This window comes from Paenibacillus sp. FSL H8-0122, assembly GCF_038005345.1.
In the GTDB taxonomy this organism is placed as follows: Bacteria; Bacillota; Bacilli; order Paenibacillales; family Paenibacillaceae; genus Paenibacillus_AQ.
The window spans coordinates 4,245,049-4,260,223 of record NZ_JBBOTB010000001.1; the positions used below are offsets into that span (position 1 = coordinate 4,245,049).

Below are 15,175 nucleotides of genomic sequence, written 5' to 3' on the forward strand. Positions count from 1 at the left end.
TACCAACCGATAGGAGGTGAACAGCAATGAGCCAAAATAACAACTCCAATAACCTGGTAGCTCCAAACTCACGCGGTGCCTTGGAACAACTGAAATATGAAGTTGCCCAGGAACTAGGTATCACCCTCTCCCCAGACGGATACCAAGGCAATAAAACTTCTTACGAAAACGGTTCGATCGGTGGTTACATCACTAAACGTCTTGTAACCCTGGCTGAACAGCAATTGGCAGGTCAGTACAAATAATAACCTGCTAAGCGCGACATGAGCTTGCCTAAGAAGTATCGAACGGCCTCCGGCCGTTTGATGCTTCTTTTTACATAACAGCAGCAGAAGTAACAAGCACCCTAGAACTCACTGTAGAGCTCGGTGTATTGATCATAATAATAAATTACACGCTGCACGTAGTGACGCGTCTCACCGAACGGAATGTCCTTCACAGAGGCTTCTGTTCCGTCCCATTGCCCTTCATCCAACCAGCTCTGCACCTTACCGGGCCCGGCATTATAGGCGGCTATGACCGCTATACGGTTGCCGTCGAACTGCTTGGACAGCGTAGACAAATACCAGGTGCCCAGTTCAATATTGGAGGAGGGCTCTTGCTTCAGCCGCTCCAGCGACACGTCGGGGAGCTTGGCCTTTTCGAGCGCCCACTTGGCGGTATCCGGCATGAGCTGCATGAGCCCCAGTGCGCCTTTTTTGGATTCGCGGCCGGTCTTATAATTGGTCTCCACACGGATGATGGACGCCACCAGAAACGGGTCCATCTCATACGTCTGGCTGTGCTGGCGGATCTCTGCTTTATAATGAATAGGATAAAACCATGACATCCAGTTGGAGCCAAGAAACAGGATCGCGGTGAAGCCGATGAACAGCAGCAGCAGAACTCTTTTTTTACGCAGCCACTTCATCATATCAGGCCCAGCCTGTCCCAGAGCCGGGCAACCTGAAGCTCTGCAGACTCCAGATCACCGCTATTGTCGATCACAAATGTTGCTTTCCTGCGCTTCAGTTCAATATCCATCTGGGACCGCAGCCGGTCCTCCGCCTGTTCCAGCTTCATTCCGCTGCGCTCCATGAGGCGGGCTAACTGCACCCTCCTCGGAACATAGACCACAATAATCTGATCAAACAAGGAATCCAGCTCTGATTCGAAGAGCAGCGGAATATCCACAATGACCAGCCGTTGCGGATTCTCCTGTTCAAGCGCATACATCCTGTCCGTGATCTCCCTGCGGATTGCCGGATGGGTCAGGTTATTCAGTGTCTTAAGCGCCTCCGGGTCCCGGAAGACAATCTCGCCAAGACCTGCCCGGTCCAGCGAACCGTCAGGCAGCAGGATGCGGTCTCCAAAAGCCTCCACCGCTGCCGCCAGTACCGGGTGTCCGGGGAGCATCACCTCTCGGGCGATGACATCAGCATCCACCAGCGCAGCTCCCTTGCGGACAAACAGTGCAGACACGGTGCTTTTTCCCGAAGCGATGCCTCCGGTTAAGCCTATAATCATGTACTCACCTCATAATAACTTCATTATACCCATTACAATTAATAATATCGCGGGCAGCGCAGCCGCATGCTTCATCCAGTAGCTGCCTGATAATCTCAGTCCTGTCTTCATCCCCATCAGCAGAAAGGTCCCGCTGAATACAGCGATCATCAGCGAGGTGGACCACGGGCTGAATCCGAGCAACGCTGCACCAAGACCGGCTCCGAAGGCATCCAGCGACAACGCAATCCCCAGAATCATGGCTTCCATGGAGGAGATGCTCCCCGAGGCATCCATATCCGCAGAAGATGGTGTGCGGAGAATCTGTATAACCACGCCCAGATGGCGAAGCTCCAGCGAGAATACGGCCGGCTTCAGCTCTGTCTCAGCAAGTTGTGCGGCAGCAGCCGTCTCCTGCCTGGTCTCCTGCCCCGAATAGCCTTTATCGGCTGCCGGCGCAGGCTCTTCCTGCTCCTTCTCCTTCTGCGTCAGCATCTGGAACAGGGACCAGCAGCCCATTAAGACGAGAATAACCGCTCCGACACTGGAAGCGGCATTCGGGGAGACTACCTTGGCCAGCAGCACGCCGACCTGCATAGAACCATAAATGACGACCCCTGAACAGAGCGAGATAATGATAATGGAGAGCAGGGGAATTTTCATTTTACGCAGTCCATATGTAATGCCTACACCAAATCCATCCAGACTAAGCGCAAACGCAAGCAACAGCAGTGACAACAATGGGCTAAGCACCCGCAATCCCTCCCGTGAAGAACCGGAGCCGGTGGATTAAGTATCCAAGCCGGATCTCCGTTTCGCCATAATCAGCAATCTTCACACATTATATGGGCGGGACGGGCAGGAAGTGCCTGCCTTTATACATAACGGTTGTAACTCAGGTGTAACTAATCCGGAAACGGGCTGTAAATGCAGCGCTGACTCTAAATAAAAATCATAGAATCAATACAGGTACCGGCTGGCAGCGGGGACAATAATGCGTTCCCCGTCCGCCGACCACGCTCTTCTCAATCAGCGTGCCGCAGGTGGCACACGGCTGATCCTTGCGTCCGTAGATCTTGTGCTGATCCTGGTAGCTTCCGCTCTCCCCCTGGCCGTTGACATACGACTTCACCGAGGAGCCTCCGGCATTCACCGCTTCCGTCAGCGTTGCGACGATAGCATGGTGCAGTCTGGCCAACTGATCCTCCGTGAGGGATTTCGCGGTCTCCTCCGGGTGGATGCCTGCACGGTGCAGGGACTCATCTACATAAATATTGCCGATACCTACTATATATTCCTGATTGAGCAGCAGCGGCTTGATCTTGGTGCTCCGCTTGGCGACAATCTCCTTGAACCGCTCCAGCGTGAAATCGGCATCCAGCGGCTCCTGCCCCAGCTTGTTCAGCGGCTTCAGCTGCAGATCCTCTCCCGGCTGGAACAGATGCATCGTCCCGAATTGGCGCACATCCGTATAACGCAGCTCCGTCCCATCTGTGAAATGGAAAATAACATGCGTATGCTTGTCCAGCAGTTCGCCCTCACGGTACACTCCGTAACGGCCCTCCATCCGCAGATGGGAGACCATCACCAGCCCGTCAAAGACGAACCGCAGAAACTTGCCTCTGCGTTCAACTGTAACCACACTATGGCCGGCCAGCATATGGGCAAAGGCCTGAATATCATCCGGGCGCTGAATAATCCGCGGCAGCCGGACGGTGACATGCTCTATCTGCTTACCTGTAATTAACTCATTAAGTGTTCTTCTGACTGTTTCGACTTCCGGCAATTCCGGCATCATGGCTCACCTCTACTCCATTATACCGGATATCTGCCATGTGCGGGGAGCCTATTTCGCTTCGTACCAGTTGCTGCCATAACTTACCTCTGCCTTCAGCGGAACAGACAGCTGCAGCGCTCCGGCCATCACCTCAGGCAGCAGCTGCTTCATCTCTTCCAGCTCCTCCTCCGGCACCTCGAACACTAACTCATCGTGTACCTGGAGCAGCATCCGGCTCTTCAGGCCGCGCTCATGCAGCGCCTTATCCATATGGACCATGGCCAGCTTGATAATATCCGCAGCGGTTCCCTGGATCGGCGTATTCATCGCCGTACGTTCTGCGAAGGAACGCAGATTGAAGTTCTTCGCATTAATCTCCGGCAGATAACGGCGGCGCTCCAGCAGCGTAGTCACATACCCCTGCTTACGGGCCTCGACCACAATATCATCCATGTAACGGCGCACACCCTGGAACACGTCGAAATACTGTTCAATGAACCGGGCAGCTTCCTTACGGGGAATGTTCAGGTTCTGCGACAGGCCGTAATCGCTGATGCCGTACACAATGCCGAAGTTAACCGCTTTGGCGGAGCGGCGCATATTGCTGTCCACACTCTCGGCAGGAACGCCGAATACGTCCATAGCTGTCTTGGTATGGATATCCATATCCTCTACAAAAGCTTCCTTCATCCGCTCATCACCCGAGATATGCGCCAGCACACGCAGCTCGATCTGCGAGTAATCCGCCGCCAGAATCGACCAGCCCGGCTCGGAGGGGACGAATACCTTACGGATCTTGCGGCCCTCTTCGAGCCGGATCGGAATATTCTGCAGGTTCGGGAACTGGCTGCTTAGCCGGCCCGTGGCGGCAATCGTCTGCCGGTAGAAGGTGTGTACCTTGCCGGTCTCCGGCGAGATTTCCTTCATCAGACCTTCCACATACGTGGATTGCAGCTTGGCAATGGATCGGTATTGCAGGATCAGGCGCACGGCGTCATGATAAGGCGCAAGCTTTTCCAGTACCTCGGCATCCGTCGAATACCCGGTCTTCGTCTTCTTCACGACCGGCAGACCCAGCTTCACGAACAGAACCTCGCCCAGCTGCTTCGGAGAATTAAGATTGAATTCGGTTCCGCAGGCAGAGTAGATCTCAGTGACCAGCCGGGAGATTTGGGCTTCAAATTCCTTACCGAGCTGGACGAGATCATCCTTGTTTACAGCAATGCCCTGCTTCTCCATATCGGCGAGAATCCGTGACAGCGGCATCTCCAGGTCCTGGAACAGACCGGTCATGTCCGTCTTGTCCAGCTCCACCTGCTGCTTCTGCACAATGCCTAGCACGGTCGCACTCTTACGGGCGACATGCTCACCAAGAATCTTAAGCTCAGGAATTCTATATTTGGCCCCTTTACCGAAGACATCCTCATCCGGCGACAAGCGGGGCAGGCCGTATTTCGTGGTCAGGTCATTCAGATTCTGGCTCGCTTCGGTCGGGTCCAGCAGGTAAGCGGCAAGCTGAACATCGTTAGCGGCTCCGGCAAAAGCAATCCCCTGCCAATGCAGCGCCAGATCGGCACGGTGCAGATCATACCCGCTCTTCGGCGCCTGCTCGTCACCGAGCCAGTCCAGCAGAGGTGCCGCAGCCTTACTCTTCAGCAGGGCAAAAGGCACAAAATAATGCTGCTCCGGCGAAGACAGCCCGAGGCCGATCACTTCGGAACGGTGCGGGTTCTCCCCGTTAGATTCCACATGCAGGGCGGAGATGCCCGGCAGTGCCTGAACCAGCCCGCCTATGCCGGCTTCTTCAACGATCGTAATCGTAAGCTCTGCCGCTTCCACCGCTGCGGGGCCGGACAGACCGCCGTCCGCCGCATGCGAATAGGCGCTCAGCGACAGGCGTTCCAGCAGCGAGCGGAATTCTAGCTTGGCGAGCGCAGGCCCAGCCGTGTCCGTGTTAATCCCGCTGAACACCATATCCTCCCACGTATGCTCAAGCGGAACCTCGCGGTAGATCGTCGCCAGCTTTTTGCTCATGACGGCGCTGTCCGCGTGTTCTTCCAGCTTCTCCTTCATCTTCCCCTTCAGCTCACCGGTTCCGGCCAGCACGCCCTCCACCGATCCGAACTGCTGGAGCAGCTTAAGCGCTGTCTTCTCTCCGACTCCCGGCACCCCGGGAATATTGTCGCTGGCATCGCCCATCAGCCCCTTCAGATCAATGATCTGCTCAGGGGTGAGATCATATTTGTCACGGATCTGCTTAGGTCCGTAGAGCTCCACTTCCGTAACTCCCTTGCGCACCAGCGCTATGGTGCTATGCTCGGAAGCCAGCTGCAGCATATCCTTATCCCCGGACACAATCATCACCTGACGGCCGGCGGCATCCGCTTCCCTGGAGATGGTGCCGATAATATCGTCAGCCTCGTAGCCTGCAATCTCGAATTGCGGAACCCCCAGACCCTTCAGCAGCTCCTTGAGCAGCGGGAACTGCTCGGACAGCTCCGGCGGGGTCTTCTGGCGCCCGCCCTTATACTCCTCATAGCCTTCATGCCGGAAGGTAATCTTCCCCGCGTCGAAGGCCACAATCATATGTGTCGGTTTATGCTCCTCCAGCAGACGCAGCAGCATCGTCGTGAAACCGTATACCGCATTCGTCTGTTGTCCCGCTGTATTCGTCAGCGGCGGCATGGCGAAGAACGCCCGGTAAATGATATTATTTCCATCAATGAGTATCAGCTTGTCCACACTAGCACCTCGCCTTTTTCTTGCTTTCTCCTTACATAGTAACATATGCTCCGCACCAAGTTGAAATCGCCTTGCACAAAAAAAAGCAAGCCCCCGGGAATGAAGGCTTGCTGTCGTACGCTGTGCTTTTATTGATTCAAATCCGGACGTTTACCTGTAACCAGATACACTACACTCTCGCCAATATTCGTGGCATGATCGGCAATCCGCTCAATGTAACGGCCAACCAGTGTGAGCAGCATCGCCTGATTCACTGTTTCAGGCTTCTGAACCATATAAGTGTACAGTTCGTTAATCATCGCGCTGTACAGGCCATCGACCTGATCGTCATCCTGCGCCATTTTGTAGGCCAGATCCGTATTCTCGTCCAGATAAGACTGAATAGCCTCTGTGGTCATGATCGTGACAAGCTCAGCCATGCGCGGAATATCCACAAGCGGCTTAATCAGCTGCTGTCCCTGAATGCGCATCGTTACCTTGGCTACATCCAGTGCCAGATCACCCATCCGCTCCAGATCGCTGGAGATTTTGAAGGCTACAATAATGCGGCGCAGATCCTTCGCCACCGGCTGCTGGGTGATGATCAGCCGTGAGCCGATCTCCATAATCCGGTCTTCCATGGCGTTCAGCCGCAGGTCCGCTTTGACAATCTCCTGCGCCCGTACCGTATCAAGGGTCTGCAGGGCCAGTATCGCACCGTCGAGTGCATCCGTTACATGCTCGCCCATCTGCTGCAGCAGGGAGCGCAGTTCTTCCAGATCTTTATCGAATTCTTTTCTGCGAATCATATCGAAAGTGATCCTCCTCACAAACATTTGGTCATATCGGGTGAACAAGAGTGAACCTTAGACTTACGAATCAGCCATTCTTAGCCGAAGCGGCCGGAAATATAGTCTTCTGTGCGGGAATCCTTAGGGTTCGAGAACAGCAGCTCCGTGTCCGCAGCCTCCACAATAACACCGTTCAGGAAAAATACAGTGCGTCCCGATACCCGGGCGGCCTGATGCATATTATGCGTGACCATTACAATGGTATACTTATCCCGCAGCTCCTGGACCAGCTCTTCAATCTTGAGTGTGGACACCGGGTCGAGCGCTGAAGTCGCCTCATCCATCAGCAGAATATCCGGCTGTACGGCAAGGGCTCTGGCAATACAGAGACGCTGCTGCTGGCCTCCGGACAGACTTAAGGCAGACTTCTTGAGGAAATCCTTCACTTCCTCCCAGAGTGCAGACTGGCGCAGGCTTTGCTCTACCAGGACATCCAGCTCGGCTTTGCTCTTCACACCGTGCAGGCGCGGGCCATAAGCCACGTTATCATAGATCGACTTGGGAAAAGGATTGGGCTGCTGGAACACCATCCCCACCTGCTTGCGCAGACTCTCCACTTCGATCTCGTCGCTGTAGATGTTTTTGCCGCCGATATTCACTTTACCTTCAATACGTGTTCCGGGAATCATGTCGTTCATACGGTTAAGGGTACGCAGCAATGTGGATTTCCCGCAGCCGGAGGGTCCGATAAACGCAGTCACCTGCTTCTCCGGAATCTGCAAATCCACCTTCTTCAGGGCATGGAATGACTCATAGTAGAGATCTAGCTTCTCTATGTCAATGATGGATTTCATTAGTTTCTGTTGTCTCCTTCTCATCATCTTCGTTCCCCATGATAAGCTTTCAGTGTAAATAGAGCTCCAGAGAATTGTTAACGCAGTGTAAAAATCCTTGTACAGTTAGACAATACCGGAGGAGAAGATGCTTTTCTTGTGAGAAAAGAACACCGTCATGTTAAATGACCGGTGTTCTCTTCTTGTTGACGACCAGCTTGTAGCCCACGCCGCGGATGGAATCAATATGCACGGATTCAGGGTCAAGCTCCAGCTTCTTGCGCAGGGAGCTGACATGCACATCGACGGTACGCTGGCCTCCGATATAGTCGAAGCCCCAGACCGCATTCATCAGATCATCCCGTGTCAGGACGACGCCCGGCTTGCGGGCCAGATACAGCAGCACTTCAAATTCCTTCGGCCGCAGATTGATGCTCTGTCCGCCCAGCGAGACTTCATAACGCTCGGGGTAGATCTCCAGCTGTCCGAGAATAATCGTCGATGCAGACACCGCCGTCTCGGGCGGAGCTTCTTCGGCAATACCTGAGATCCGCCGCAGTACAGCGCTGACCCGCGCCAGCAGCTCGGATACGCCGAAGGGCTTCGTAATATAGTCATCCGCCCCGGACTTCAGTCCGCGGACGACATCCTCTTCCGCATTCTTGGCCGTCAGCACTATAACCGGTGTGCGGATGCCTTGTCCACGCAATTTATCCAGAATGTCAATGCCGTTCATGCCGGGCAGCATCAGATCCAGTACGATCAAGTCAAAAGGTTCTCTAGTCGCACGGTCATATCCTGCCGTTCCATGATCCTCCACCGTCACCTCGTAGCCTTCCTGTGTCAGGTTATAAGACAGCAGCCGGGCCAGTGTCGGTTCGTCTTCAATGACAAGCAATCGTTGTGCCATAGGTTCCCCCGTCTTTTCATAGGTTATTAATTTTACAAAACTGCACACATGCACATCATAGCACCACAATGTTAACTTGGTGTAAAATCATAAATTTATTCTCTATGATGATCCGCTATGATCTGAAGGGTTATAGATTCTCTTCCTGCAGCAACGGCAGTTCAAGGATGAACGAGCTGCCGATGCCCAGATCGCTCTCAACGTTAATGGACCCGCGGTGCAGCTCGACCAGATGCTTCACGATGGATAGACCGAGGCCGGTTCCGCCGGAGCTTCTGGAGCGGGCTTTGTCCACCCGGTAAAAGCGTTCAAAGATCCGGGGCAGATCCTTGCGCGGAATTCCCATCCCCGTATCACTGACTGTAAAGCGCACGCTCTCGGTGCCATCCTTCTTCTGGATGCTCACTGCGGTGACTCTGACATTGCCCCCGTCCTGGGTGTAGTTGATCGCATTGGAGAGCAGATTCATGAAGATCTGGCGAAGCTTGTCTTCATCTCCCTCAATGAATAACTCCGCAGGCACATCCGAGCTGAGCGTAATCTTCTTCTTCTCCGCTACCTTGCTGAGCGTTTCCAGCACGGAGTCGAAGAACTCGATCAGATGAACCGGGGAGCATTCCAGCTGAACGCGTTTGGATTCGATTTTGGACAGCTCCAGGATGTCGCCGATCAGGCGGTTCAGCCGTTCGTTCTCATCGTAAATAATCTGCAGGAACGAACGCGCCGTCTTCTCATCCGTAACGCCACCCCCGAGGAGGGTCTCGGCGAAGCCTTTTACCGCAGCGACAGGGGTCTTCAGCTCGTGGGAGACATTGGCGACGAATTCGCTGCGCATTTTCTCAAGCCTACGAATCTCTGTAACCTCCTGAAGCAGGAACAGCATGCCCCGGGAGCAGCCGTCCTGAATCATCGGCACCCCGTCCAGACGCACAATCCGCTCCACCGGATTATAAATGCTGCGCTCCTCGTGAATAGGTACACCTGCGGACACTCCATCATCAATCAGCCGGGTAAGCTCATAATGATGCTTAATCTCCTTATAGGAATGTCCAGTCATCTCGCTGTGCTTCACATCGAGCAGCCGTTCGGCGGCCCGGTTGAGCAGAGCAATCTCCCCTTCAGCGTTGATCATCACGATACCGCCGGTCATATTGTCGAGTACGCTCTGCAGCAGGTCCTCATTGTCGCGGATGGTTTTCAGCTGGGCCTGGAGACTGTCGGCCATCGCGTTGATGGCTGTAGCCAGCTGGCCGATCTCATCCTTGCGCTTCATGGGCACCCGGGCATCGTAATCGAGATCGGTAATCCGCCGCGCCACTCTGGTGATCTGCTCCAGCGGTGAGGTCATACTGGAAGCCACCTTGTAGCTCACCAAGGTTGCGGCAATGAACAGCAGCACCAGCCCCCCTGCCATGATCATCCACGCCCGGTTCAGTCCTTCGGATACGGTATCCAGCCCCATAGACAGCCGTATATACCCGTCAAAGCCCTGATCCGAGGACACGGAACCCGCCACATACATCATTTCACGGTCTAATGTATCGCTGTAACGGATCGCCCGGCCAATCCCTTCCTTCGCGGCCAGCAGCTCCTCTTCGCGGGTAGAGTGGTTGTCCATCTCACGCGGATTCTTCTCCGAGTCCCCAATGACCCGGCCTTGCTTCGTAATGAAGGTGACGCGTGATCCGGTCAAGACGGATATCCTCTCTGCCTGTTCTGTATAGTAGTTCAGGGCATCCGGGCTGCTGGTATCCATGAATGAGAAGGTGCCGGAGAGCAGCTTTATTTCCCGGGACATGTTCTCTTCCAGCACGGAAATATGCGAATCCTTGAACAGCTGAGCCATGGTGATCCCGGCCCCGGTCATTGATATTCCTATCAATGCCATAAGTATGATGGTAAGTCGAATGCGGAATGGTTTCATCGGCGGCGGTCCTCTTCCCTCGTGTTTATGTCCATGAGAACACTCTACCTTCATTTTCGGCAAAATACCAGTTCCGGCGGCGATTATCAACGGGGTGTAAAATGTGTGCTCAGCGGGATGCGGGGGCTGGGAGGAAGCGCCAGGGAGGATTGGGATATTAAGTTGAGGGAGGAGCGGTATCTGAGATCCAAGAGCCTGGGCCGAGGATGGAGCGCTGTGGGATCTATAATGGACGCTCCGCAAACGGACCGTTGTGGGAGTTCTAATGGACGCTCCGCAAACGGACCGTTGTTCCGATCGCTGTTGTGTCCAGATTTTTATTATTTTTACCTGATCGGTGAAAATCCGGACACAAAGGCGAACGCTACCGCTTCTCCACAATCAGTCCGCCCGCTACGCTGTTTGAGAGTGGGAGTTACAGTAAACCCTGTATACCTCAACCCCCCGCATACATTTAGCTCGTGCATCCTCGCTCCAGCGCATTGTAATCGGTTTCTCGATTACATTTGATCCGCTCACCCCCGACCGGCGCATTGTAATCGGTTTTCCGATTACATTGGGTCCGCTTACCCCGACGCTGCGCATTGTAATCGGTTTTTCGATTACATTTGGCTCGCTTACCCCAGACCGGCGCATTGTAATCGTTTTTTCGATTACATTTGGCTCGCTCACCCTGCCGCTGCGCATTGTGATCGGTTTTTCGATTACATTTGATCCGCTTACCTCACCAACCAGAAAACGCCCTCCTAAATGGCGACCGCACCATTTAGAAAAGGCGTTACTGCTTGTTACTTACAAGCTACAAGCGCTATTGGTCCTTCCAGCGCTGCACGCTTAACGTCACTGTCTGTGCACCGCCTGCCGGCGTGAGCGTGCGGTTCGCAATATCTGCACCGCTGGATGCGGTCTCTACCGTGCCCCAGCTTCCGCGCGTCAGCTTATACGTCACGACGCTGCCTGCCGGAAGGCTCAAGGTGACGGAATAGACGCCGTCACTGCCACGGGTCAGCAGGTAGGCCGGATCTGCCGCATTCCAGCTATTGAATGAACCCGTCAGATAGACCGGAGCATTCGCCGGAGTGGACCCGGGAACGCTGACCCGGAAGGTTACGCTATCCGCCTGCGGTTCGCTGGTAATCAGGTGGCCTCCCGTCAGACTGGAGCTGCCGGTACCAAAATGATAGTTATTCCCGCCATTGTTATCCCAGGTCCCGCTGCCATTATTGAAAGCTGCGGTCAATCCGGTGGCAGTGCCGAGTGGAATGGTAATGGACTTATAGCCGCTGAAGGTTGAGGCCTGCATCTGCACACCTGGTGAAGTAGTCCAGGTTGTCACTCCATCCAGCTTGTAATGAATGTATGAGTTACTGAATGCCGTATTCTTGTAATAGATCGTCGCGGTGTTGCCCGCCGGAGTGGCGGTTGGCACAGGGGTCGGTGTTGGTGCTATGGTTGGTGTTGCGCTCGGTGCTACCGTTGGTGCTACAGTCGGTGTGGCGGTCGGCGATACAGTTGGTGTAGCTGTTGGCGTTGCAATAGGCGTTGCACTTGGTTTAACTGTCGGTGCCACCGTTGGCGTTGCCGTTGGTGTTGGAGTAGGCGCCATGGTCGGTGTTGCGGTCGGTGTTGCGGTCGGTGTTACAACAGGCGTTGCACTTGGCTTAACTGTCGCTGTTGGTGCTACGGTTGGTGTAGCTGTCGGAGCTACAGTGGGCGTAACACTCGGCGTTGCCGTTGACTCAGCCGGGGGGCCCGGCTGGATTTTACCAGACCCGGTGTAGGTCCAGGTACCGGTGCCGAACAGATAATTGCTGCCGCCGTTGCTGTCCCAGGTGCCGCTGCCGTTGTTGAAGCAGGCTTCGAGCTGGCTGGCTGCGCCGATATTAATGGTGATTTTGTGATAGCCTGCCACTTGCGCCGCCGGAATCGCTACGCCAGGGGCTGTCGTCCAAGTCCCCCCAGCCGGGCGGTAATGGATGTACGGAGTCGAATAACCCTGCTTATAATAGAGCGTTACATTATTGCCCGCCGGTGTGGTGGCAGTTGCTGCCGCACTGAAGCCGGAGAGATTGCCGGAGGCATCATAGGCTTTAACTCTGTATTCATATGCTGTATTGGCTGACAAGCCGCTGTCTGTATATGAGGTAGAAGTTGTTGTTCCGATTCGGACGCCATTGCGGTAGATTTCATAGCCGGTGACACGGATATTATCTGTAGCGGCATTCCAGGTCAGCCCGATAGAGGAAGCATTAACCACTGTGGCCTGAAAATTACCTGGAACAGCCGGAGCTTCAGTATCCGGGACAGCGGGCACATCTGTGATGAACGGATGCGTTCCTTCAATAGTACCTTGCATGCTCTCCTTATATTTGCCGTTCTCCAGCTTATATTTGCCGGCGCCGACATAGACCTGCTGGATATCACTTTTGGTCACATTGCCTTTGGCATCCTTGGCTTCAATATAGTAGTCTAACAGCTGATCCCGGTAATCGGAGATGTAGGAGAAATACAGGTTCCCGATATCCGTGGCCGGAACCTTCTGCATAATCGTCTTGCTGCTCGGCTGCCAGTCGACACCGTTGATATCGGCGCTCAGGTCACGGACATTCATCGGGTATTCTGTCCACGCACCAACCTTGGCGGGATCAATATCAGGTACTCCTGCTGCGGACAGACCTGCGGGATCATATACTTTGAAAGTATTATCCGCTGCGTCTGCCGTCTTATCGCGGTGTGGCCGGACCTTTACCTTGATCTCGCTGATTCCGCTGGTGTCGAAGGCATACGTATAGATGGCAAAAGCATTATTGTAATGCTGCAGGGTCCAGCCCTCTGCCTTGCTGACATTGGCGCTGCCCGGATTGTACGGGTAACGCTGGGGCCACCAGACGGAGGGGCCGGTTTTGTCTTTGGCCAGCTTTTGCGACACATAGGGCTTCGAGAAATACAGCGATTGATTGAAGGACAACGCCGGCTTCACACTGTCATCCACATTCTCATCGTAATAGCCGAACCCCGAGTCCATCGCAGGCAGCAGGAAATACCAGGCCAGCTCAGCGGGATTGGCACCTCCGGCGTAATCATTCGCAGCGTTCCCCTTCACAGGATAAGAAAGCATCCACGGATTCAATTGGTTGCCTTCGTAGGTCACCTCACGGTCCAGCGGGTTCGCCGGCTTCCAGTAATTCGGATGCTCCTCCAGCCAGATCTGCTCGGCGGTCTTGGCATAGTTCAGGGAAGCTTGTAATAACGCGAAATTACGCTCCAGATAATGATAGCCCTTCTCGAAGGATACCGTCATGCCTTCCTCGGCACCCGCCAGATTCTTCTTCGGGGCGTAAGCAGTCCCGTTCACCTGATTGAAGGCCGCGAACTGGCCTTTCCAGATCCCAAACGGCAGATGCCAGTGGTACCAGGTTGGATCGGAGGACGAATCCCGGGTATCGATCCAGGAGCCGTCCTGCACATGGACCACATCGGAAGCGGCCGGTGTATTGCTGCGCAGATACTCATCGATCCCCATTCCAGTCACACCGCTGCTGGCATAGGTGACATTCCCGGCATTGCGCCAGGTCTCCTCGGAGCCAGCCCGGCCCGAAGAATTATCCCCGTCATGGGCCACGACAAAAATCTGCTTCTGCGCAACCAGATTCTCATACGGCTTAAGCGCATCTGCTTTTACCTGGCCCAGATATCCTTCTTCCCAGGACTGCGCCTGGGCAACAGGCACACCAACCACTCTCGATTCTGCCCCGGTTGCCGGGTCCACATAACGGACCCAATGGGCCGTTGAGGCAAAAGGATATTTATTGTGAACCACCTGCTGTTCATTGAACATCGGTTCACTCACCCAGGCCCCGGCCGTGCTTACATTCTGCAGATCGCTGCGGTTGGGCGGTGAGATCATCGTATCTGTGCCTGGACTGTCCAGCAGCGGATAATCCTTAAGTGTGCGGGAGAAATGGTTATTGCCGATCACGGACCACTGGATGCCGAGCTTATTCAGCACCGGGATGATCCGCTCTGAGAACCCCAGCTCTGTCGGAAAAAATCCCTTCGATGACTTATAGCTGCTGCTCAGGAAATAAGGCTGAGCCATCGTAGCTCCATGATAGATCATATCCTTGAGCAAATAATCGTTGCCGACCAGAGGTCCCATAGAATGGTGTCCGGAGAAATGTATCAGGTCGAGCATGTTGTCGCCGCCTGTGGTCCGAAGCTGATTCACAGCGTTCTTCCAAGGGGTTCCCCAGGCCGAATTATTGTATCCGCTTACATTTCCTTGTTGAATAATACTGTTCACATTGTTCACTACTGACCCCGACATGGTGACATGCATCTGTGCCTGGGGATGATTGCTTTGCAGCGTGTTCGCCACACTCCAGGGCCAGGTTAAATACGCGCCTGTCTTGGCGTGATGGGAATAGTAAGAGACCAGGTCATCGTGGGGCATGGGAGATCCATTCGGCAGATAATAGGGATATCCCGCGGGCGGATTCTGCTTCAGCTGGATGACTTCACCATCGTAGGTATAACGGATCGGGCTGCCTACAGGCGTGGAATTATAAGTGTTCAGATCATAGTAAGCCCAGAAATTCGGCATATGATTATGATAGACATGCGTAGCGGCAATATCTGCCGAGACAGGGGACACTAATGCCGGAACGGTCAGAAGCCCGCCCAGGAGCAGGGCTGTAATTTTGCGCAGGTACCTGGATTGCTTGGTCATTGGTC

General features: G+C 54.3%; 11 protein-coding genes. 1 reads left to right on the forward strand and 10 read right to left on the reverse strand.

Annotated elements, in window-relative coordinates; all coding sequences use genetic code 11:
• The first annotated feature begins 26 nt into the window (after positions 1–26).
• Positions 27–245, forward strand: a complete 219-nt coding sequence (locus NSS64_RS18410) for an alpha/beta-type small acid-soluble spore protein (protein ID WP_036695868.1) — start codon at positions 27–29, stop codon at positions 243–245.
• Positions 246–346: 101 nt separating this feature from the next.
• Here NSS64_RS18410 and NSS64_RS18415 read toward each other — a convergent pair whose 3' ends face one another.
• The 10 genes from NSS64_RS18415 to NSS64_RS18460 form a co-directional block, all read right to left on the reverse strand.
• A complete protein-coding gene (locus NSS64_RS18415) occupies positions 347–910 on the reverse strand; it encodes a lytic transglycosylase domain-containing protein (RefSeq protein ID WP_340995568.1) in 564 nt (187 codons plus the stop codon).
• Positions 910–1,506, reverse strand: coding sequence for a dephospho-CoA kinase (coaE, locus tag NSS64_RS18420; protein ID WP_341141075.1), 597 nt, complete (start codon positions 1,504–1,506; stop codon positions 910–912). Before coaE ends, NSS64_RS18415 begins: the two co-directional genes overlap by 1 nt.
• A 9-nt stretch (positions 1,507–1,515) precedes the next feature.
• On the reverse strand, positions 1,516–2,238 hold the full coding sequence (locus NSS64_RS18425; RefSeq protein ID WP_340942212.1) for a manganese efflux pump: 723 nt from the start codon (positions 2,236–2,238) through the stop codon (positions 1,516–1,518).
• Between the two features lie 199 nt (positions 2,239–2,437).
• The gene (mutM, locus tag NSS64_RS18430; protein ID WP_341142841.1) at positions 2,438–3,280 is read right to left on the reverse strand and encodes a DNA-formamidopyrimidine glycosylase; all 843 of its coding nucleotides are present in this window, start codon (positions 3,278–3,280) and stop codon (positions 2,438–2,440) included.
• Between the two features lie 51 nt (positions 3,281–3,331).
• Complete coding sequence (polA, locus tag NSS64_RS18435; protein ID WP_341141076.1) at positions 3,332–6,004, reverse strand: DNA polymerase I; 2,673 nt, start codon at positions 6,002–6,004, stop codon at positions 3,332–3,334.
• A 128-nt stretch (positions 6,005–6,132) separates the two neighbouring features.
• Entirely contained in the window at positions 6,133–6,792 is a 660-nt protein-coding gene (gene phoU, locus NSS64_RS18440) for a phosphate signaling complex protein PhoU (RefSeq protein WP_076082856.1), read from the reverse strand.
• 80 nt (positions 6,793–6,872) lie between these two features.
• The gene (pstB, locus tag NSS64_RS18445) at positions 6,873–7,628 is read right to left on the reverse strand and encodes a phosphate ABC transporter ATP-binding protein PstB (protein WP_036725565.1); all 756 of its coding nucleotides are present in this window, start codon (positions 7,626–7,628) and stop codon (positions 6,873–6,875) included.
• Between the two features lie 160 nt (positions 7,629–7,788).
• Positions 7,789–8,517, reverse strand: a complete 729-nt coding sequence (locus NSS64_RS18450) for a response regulator transcription factor (RefSeq protein WP_076082862.1) — start codon at positions 8,515–8,517, stop codon at positions 7,789–7,791.
• A gap of 130 nt (positions 8,518–8,647) precedes the next feature.
• Positions 8,648–10,441, reverse strand: coding sequence for a two-component system histidine kinase PnpS (pnpS, locus tag NSS64_RS18455; RefSeq protein WP_341141077.1), 1,794 nt, complete (start codon positions 10,439–10,441; stop codon positions 8,648–8,650).
• Between the two features lie 808 nt (positions 10,442–11,249).
• Entirely contained in the window at positions 11,250–15,170 is a 3,921-nt protein-coding gene (locus NSS64_RS18460; RefSeq protein WP_341141078.1) for a carbohydrate binding domain-containing protein, read from the reverse strand.
• Between the last annotated feature and the right edge of the window lie 5 nt (positions 15,171–15,175).

Coding starts and splice junctions, on each gene's coding strand:
- NSS64_RS18410 (WP_036695868.1), top strand. CDS start 27: ATGAGCCAAAATAACAACTCCAATAACCTGGTAGCTCCAAACTCACGC.
- NSS64_RS18415 (WP_340995568.1), bottom strand. CDS start 910: ATGAAGTGGCTGCGTAAAAAAAGAGTTCTGCTGCTGCTGTTCATCGGC.
- coaE (WP_341141075.1), bottom strand. CDS start 1,506: ATGATTATAGGCTTAACCGGAGGCATCGCTTCGGGAAAAAGCACCGTG.
- mutM (WP_341142841.1), bottom strand. CDS start 3,280: ATGCCGGAATTGCCGGAAGTCGAAACAGTCAGAAGAACACTTAATGAG.
- phoU (WP_076082856.1), bottom strand. CDS start 6,792: ATGATTCGCAGAAAAGAATTCGATAAAGATCTGGAAGAACTGCGCTCC.
- pstB (WP_036725565.1), bottom strand. CDS start 7,628: ATGAAATCCATCATTGACATAGAGAAGCTAGATCTCTACTATGAGTCA.
- NSS64_RS18450 (WP_076082862.1), bottom strand. CDS start 8,517: ATGGCACAACGATTGCTTGTCATTGAAGACGAACCGACACTGGCCCGG.
- pnpS (WP_341141077.1), bottom strand. CDS start 10,441: ATGAAACCATTCCGCATTCGACTTACCATCATACTTATGGCATTGATA.
- NSS64_RS18460 (WP_341141078.1), bottom strand. CDS start 15,170: ATGACCAAGCAATCCAGGTACCTGCGCAAAATTACAGCCCTGCTCCTG.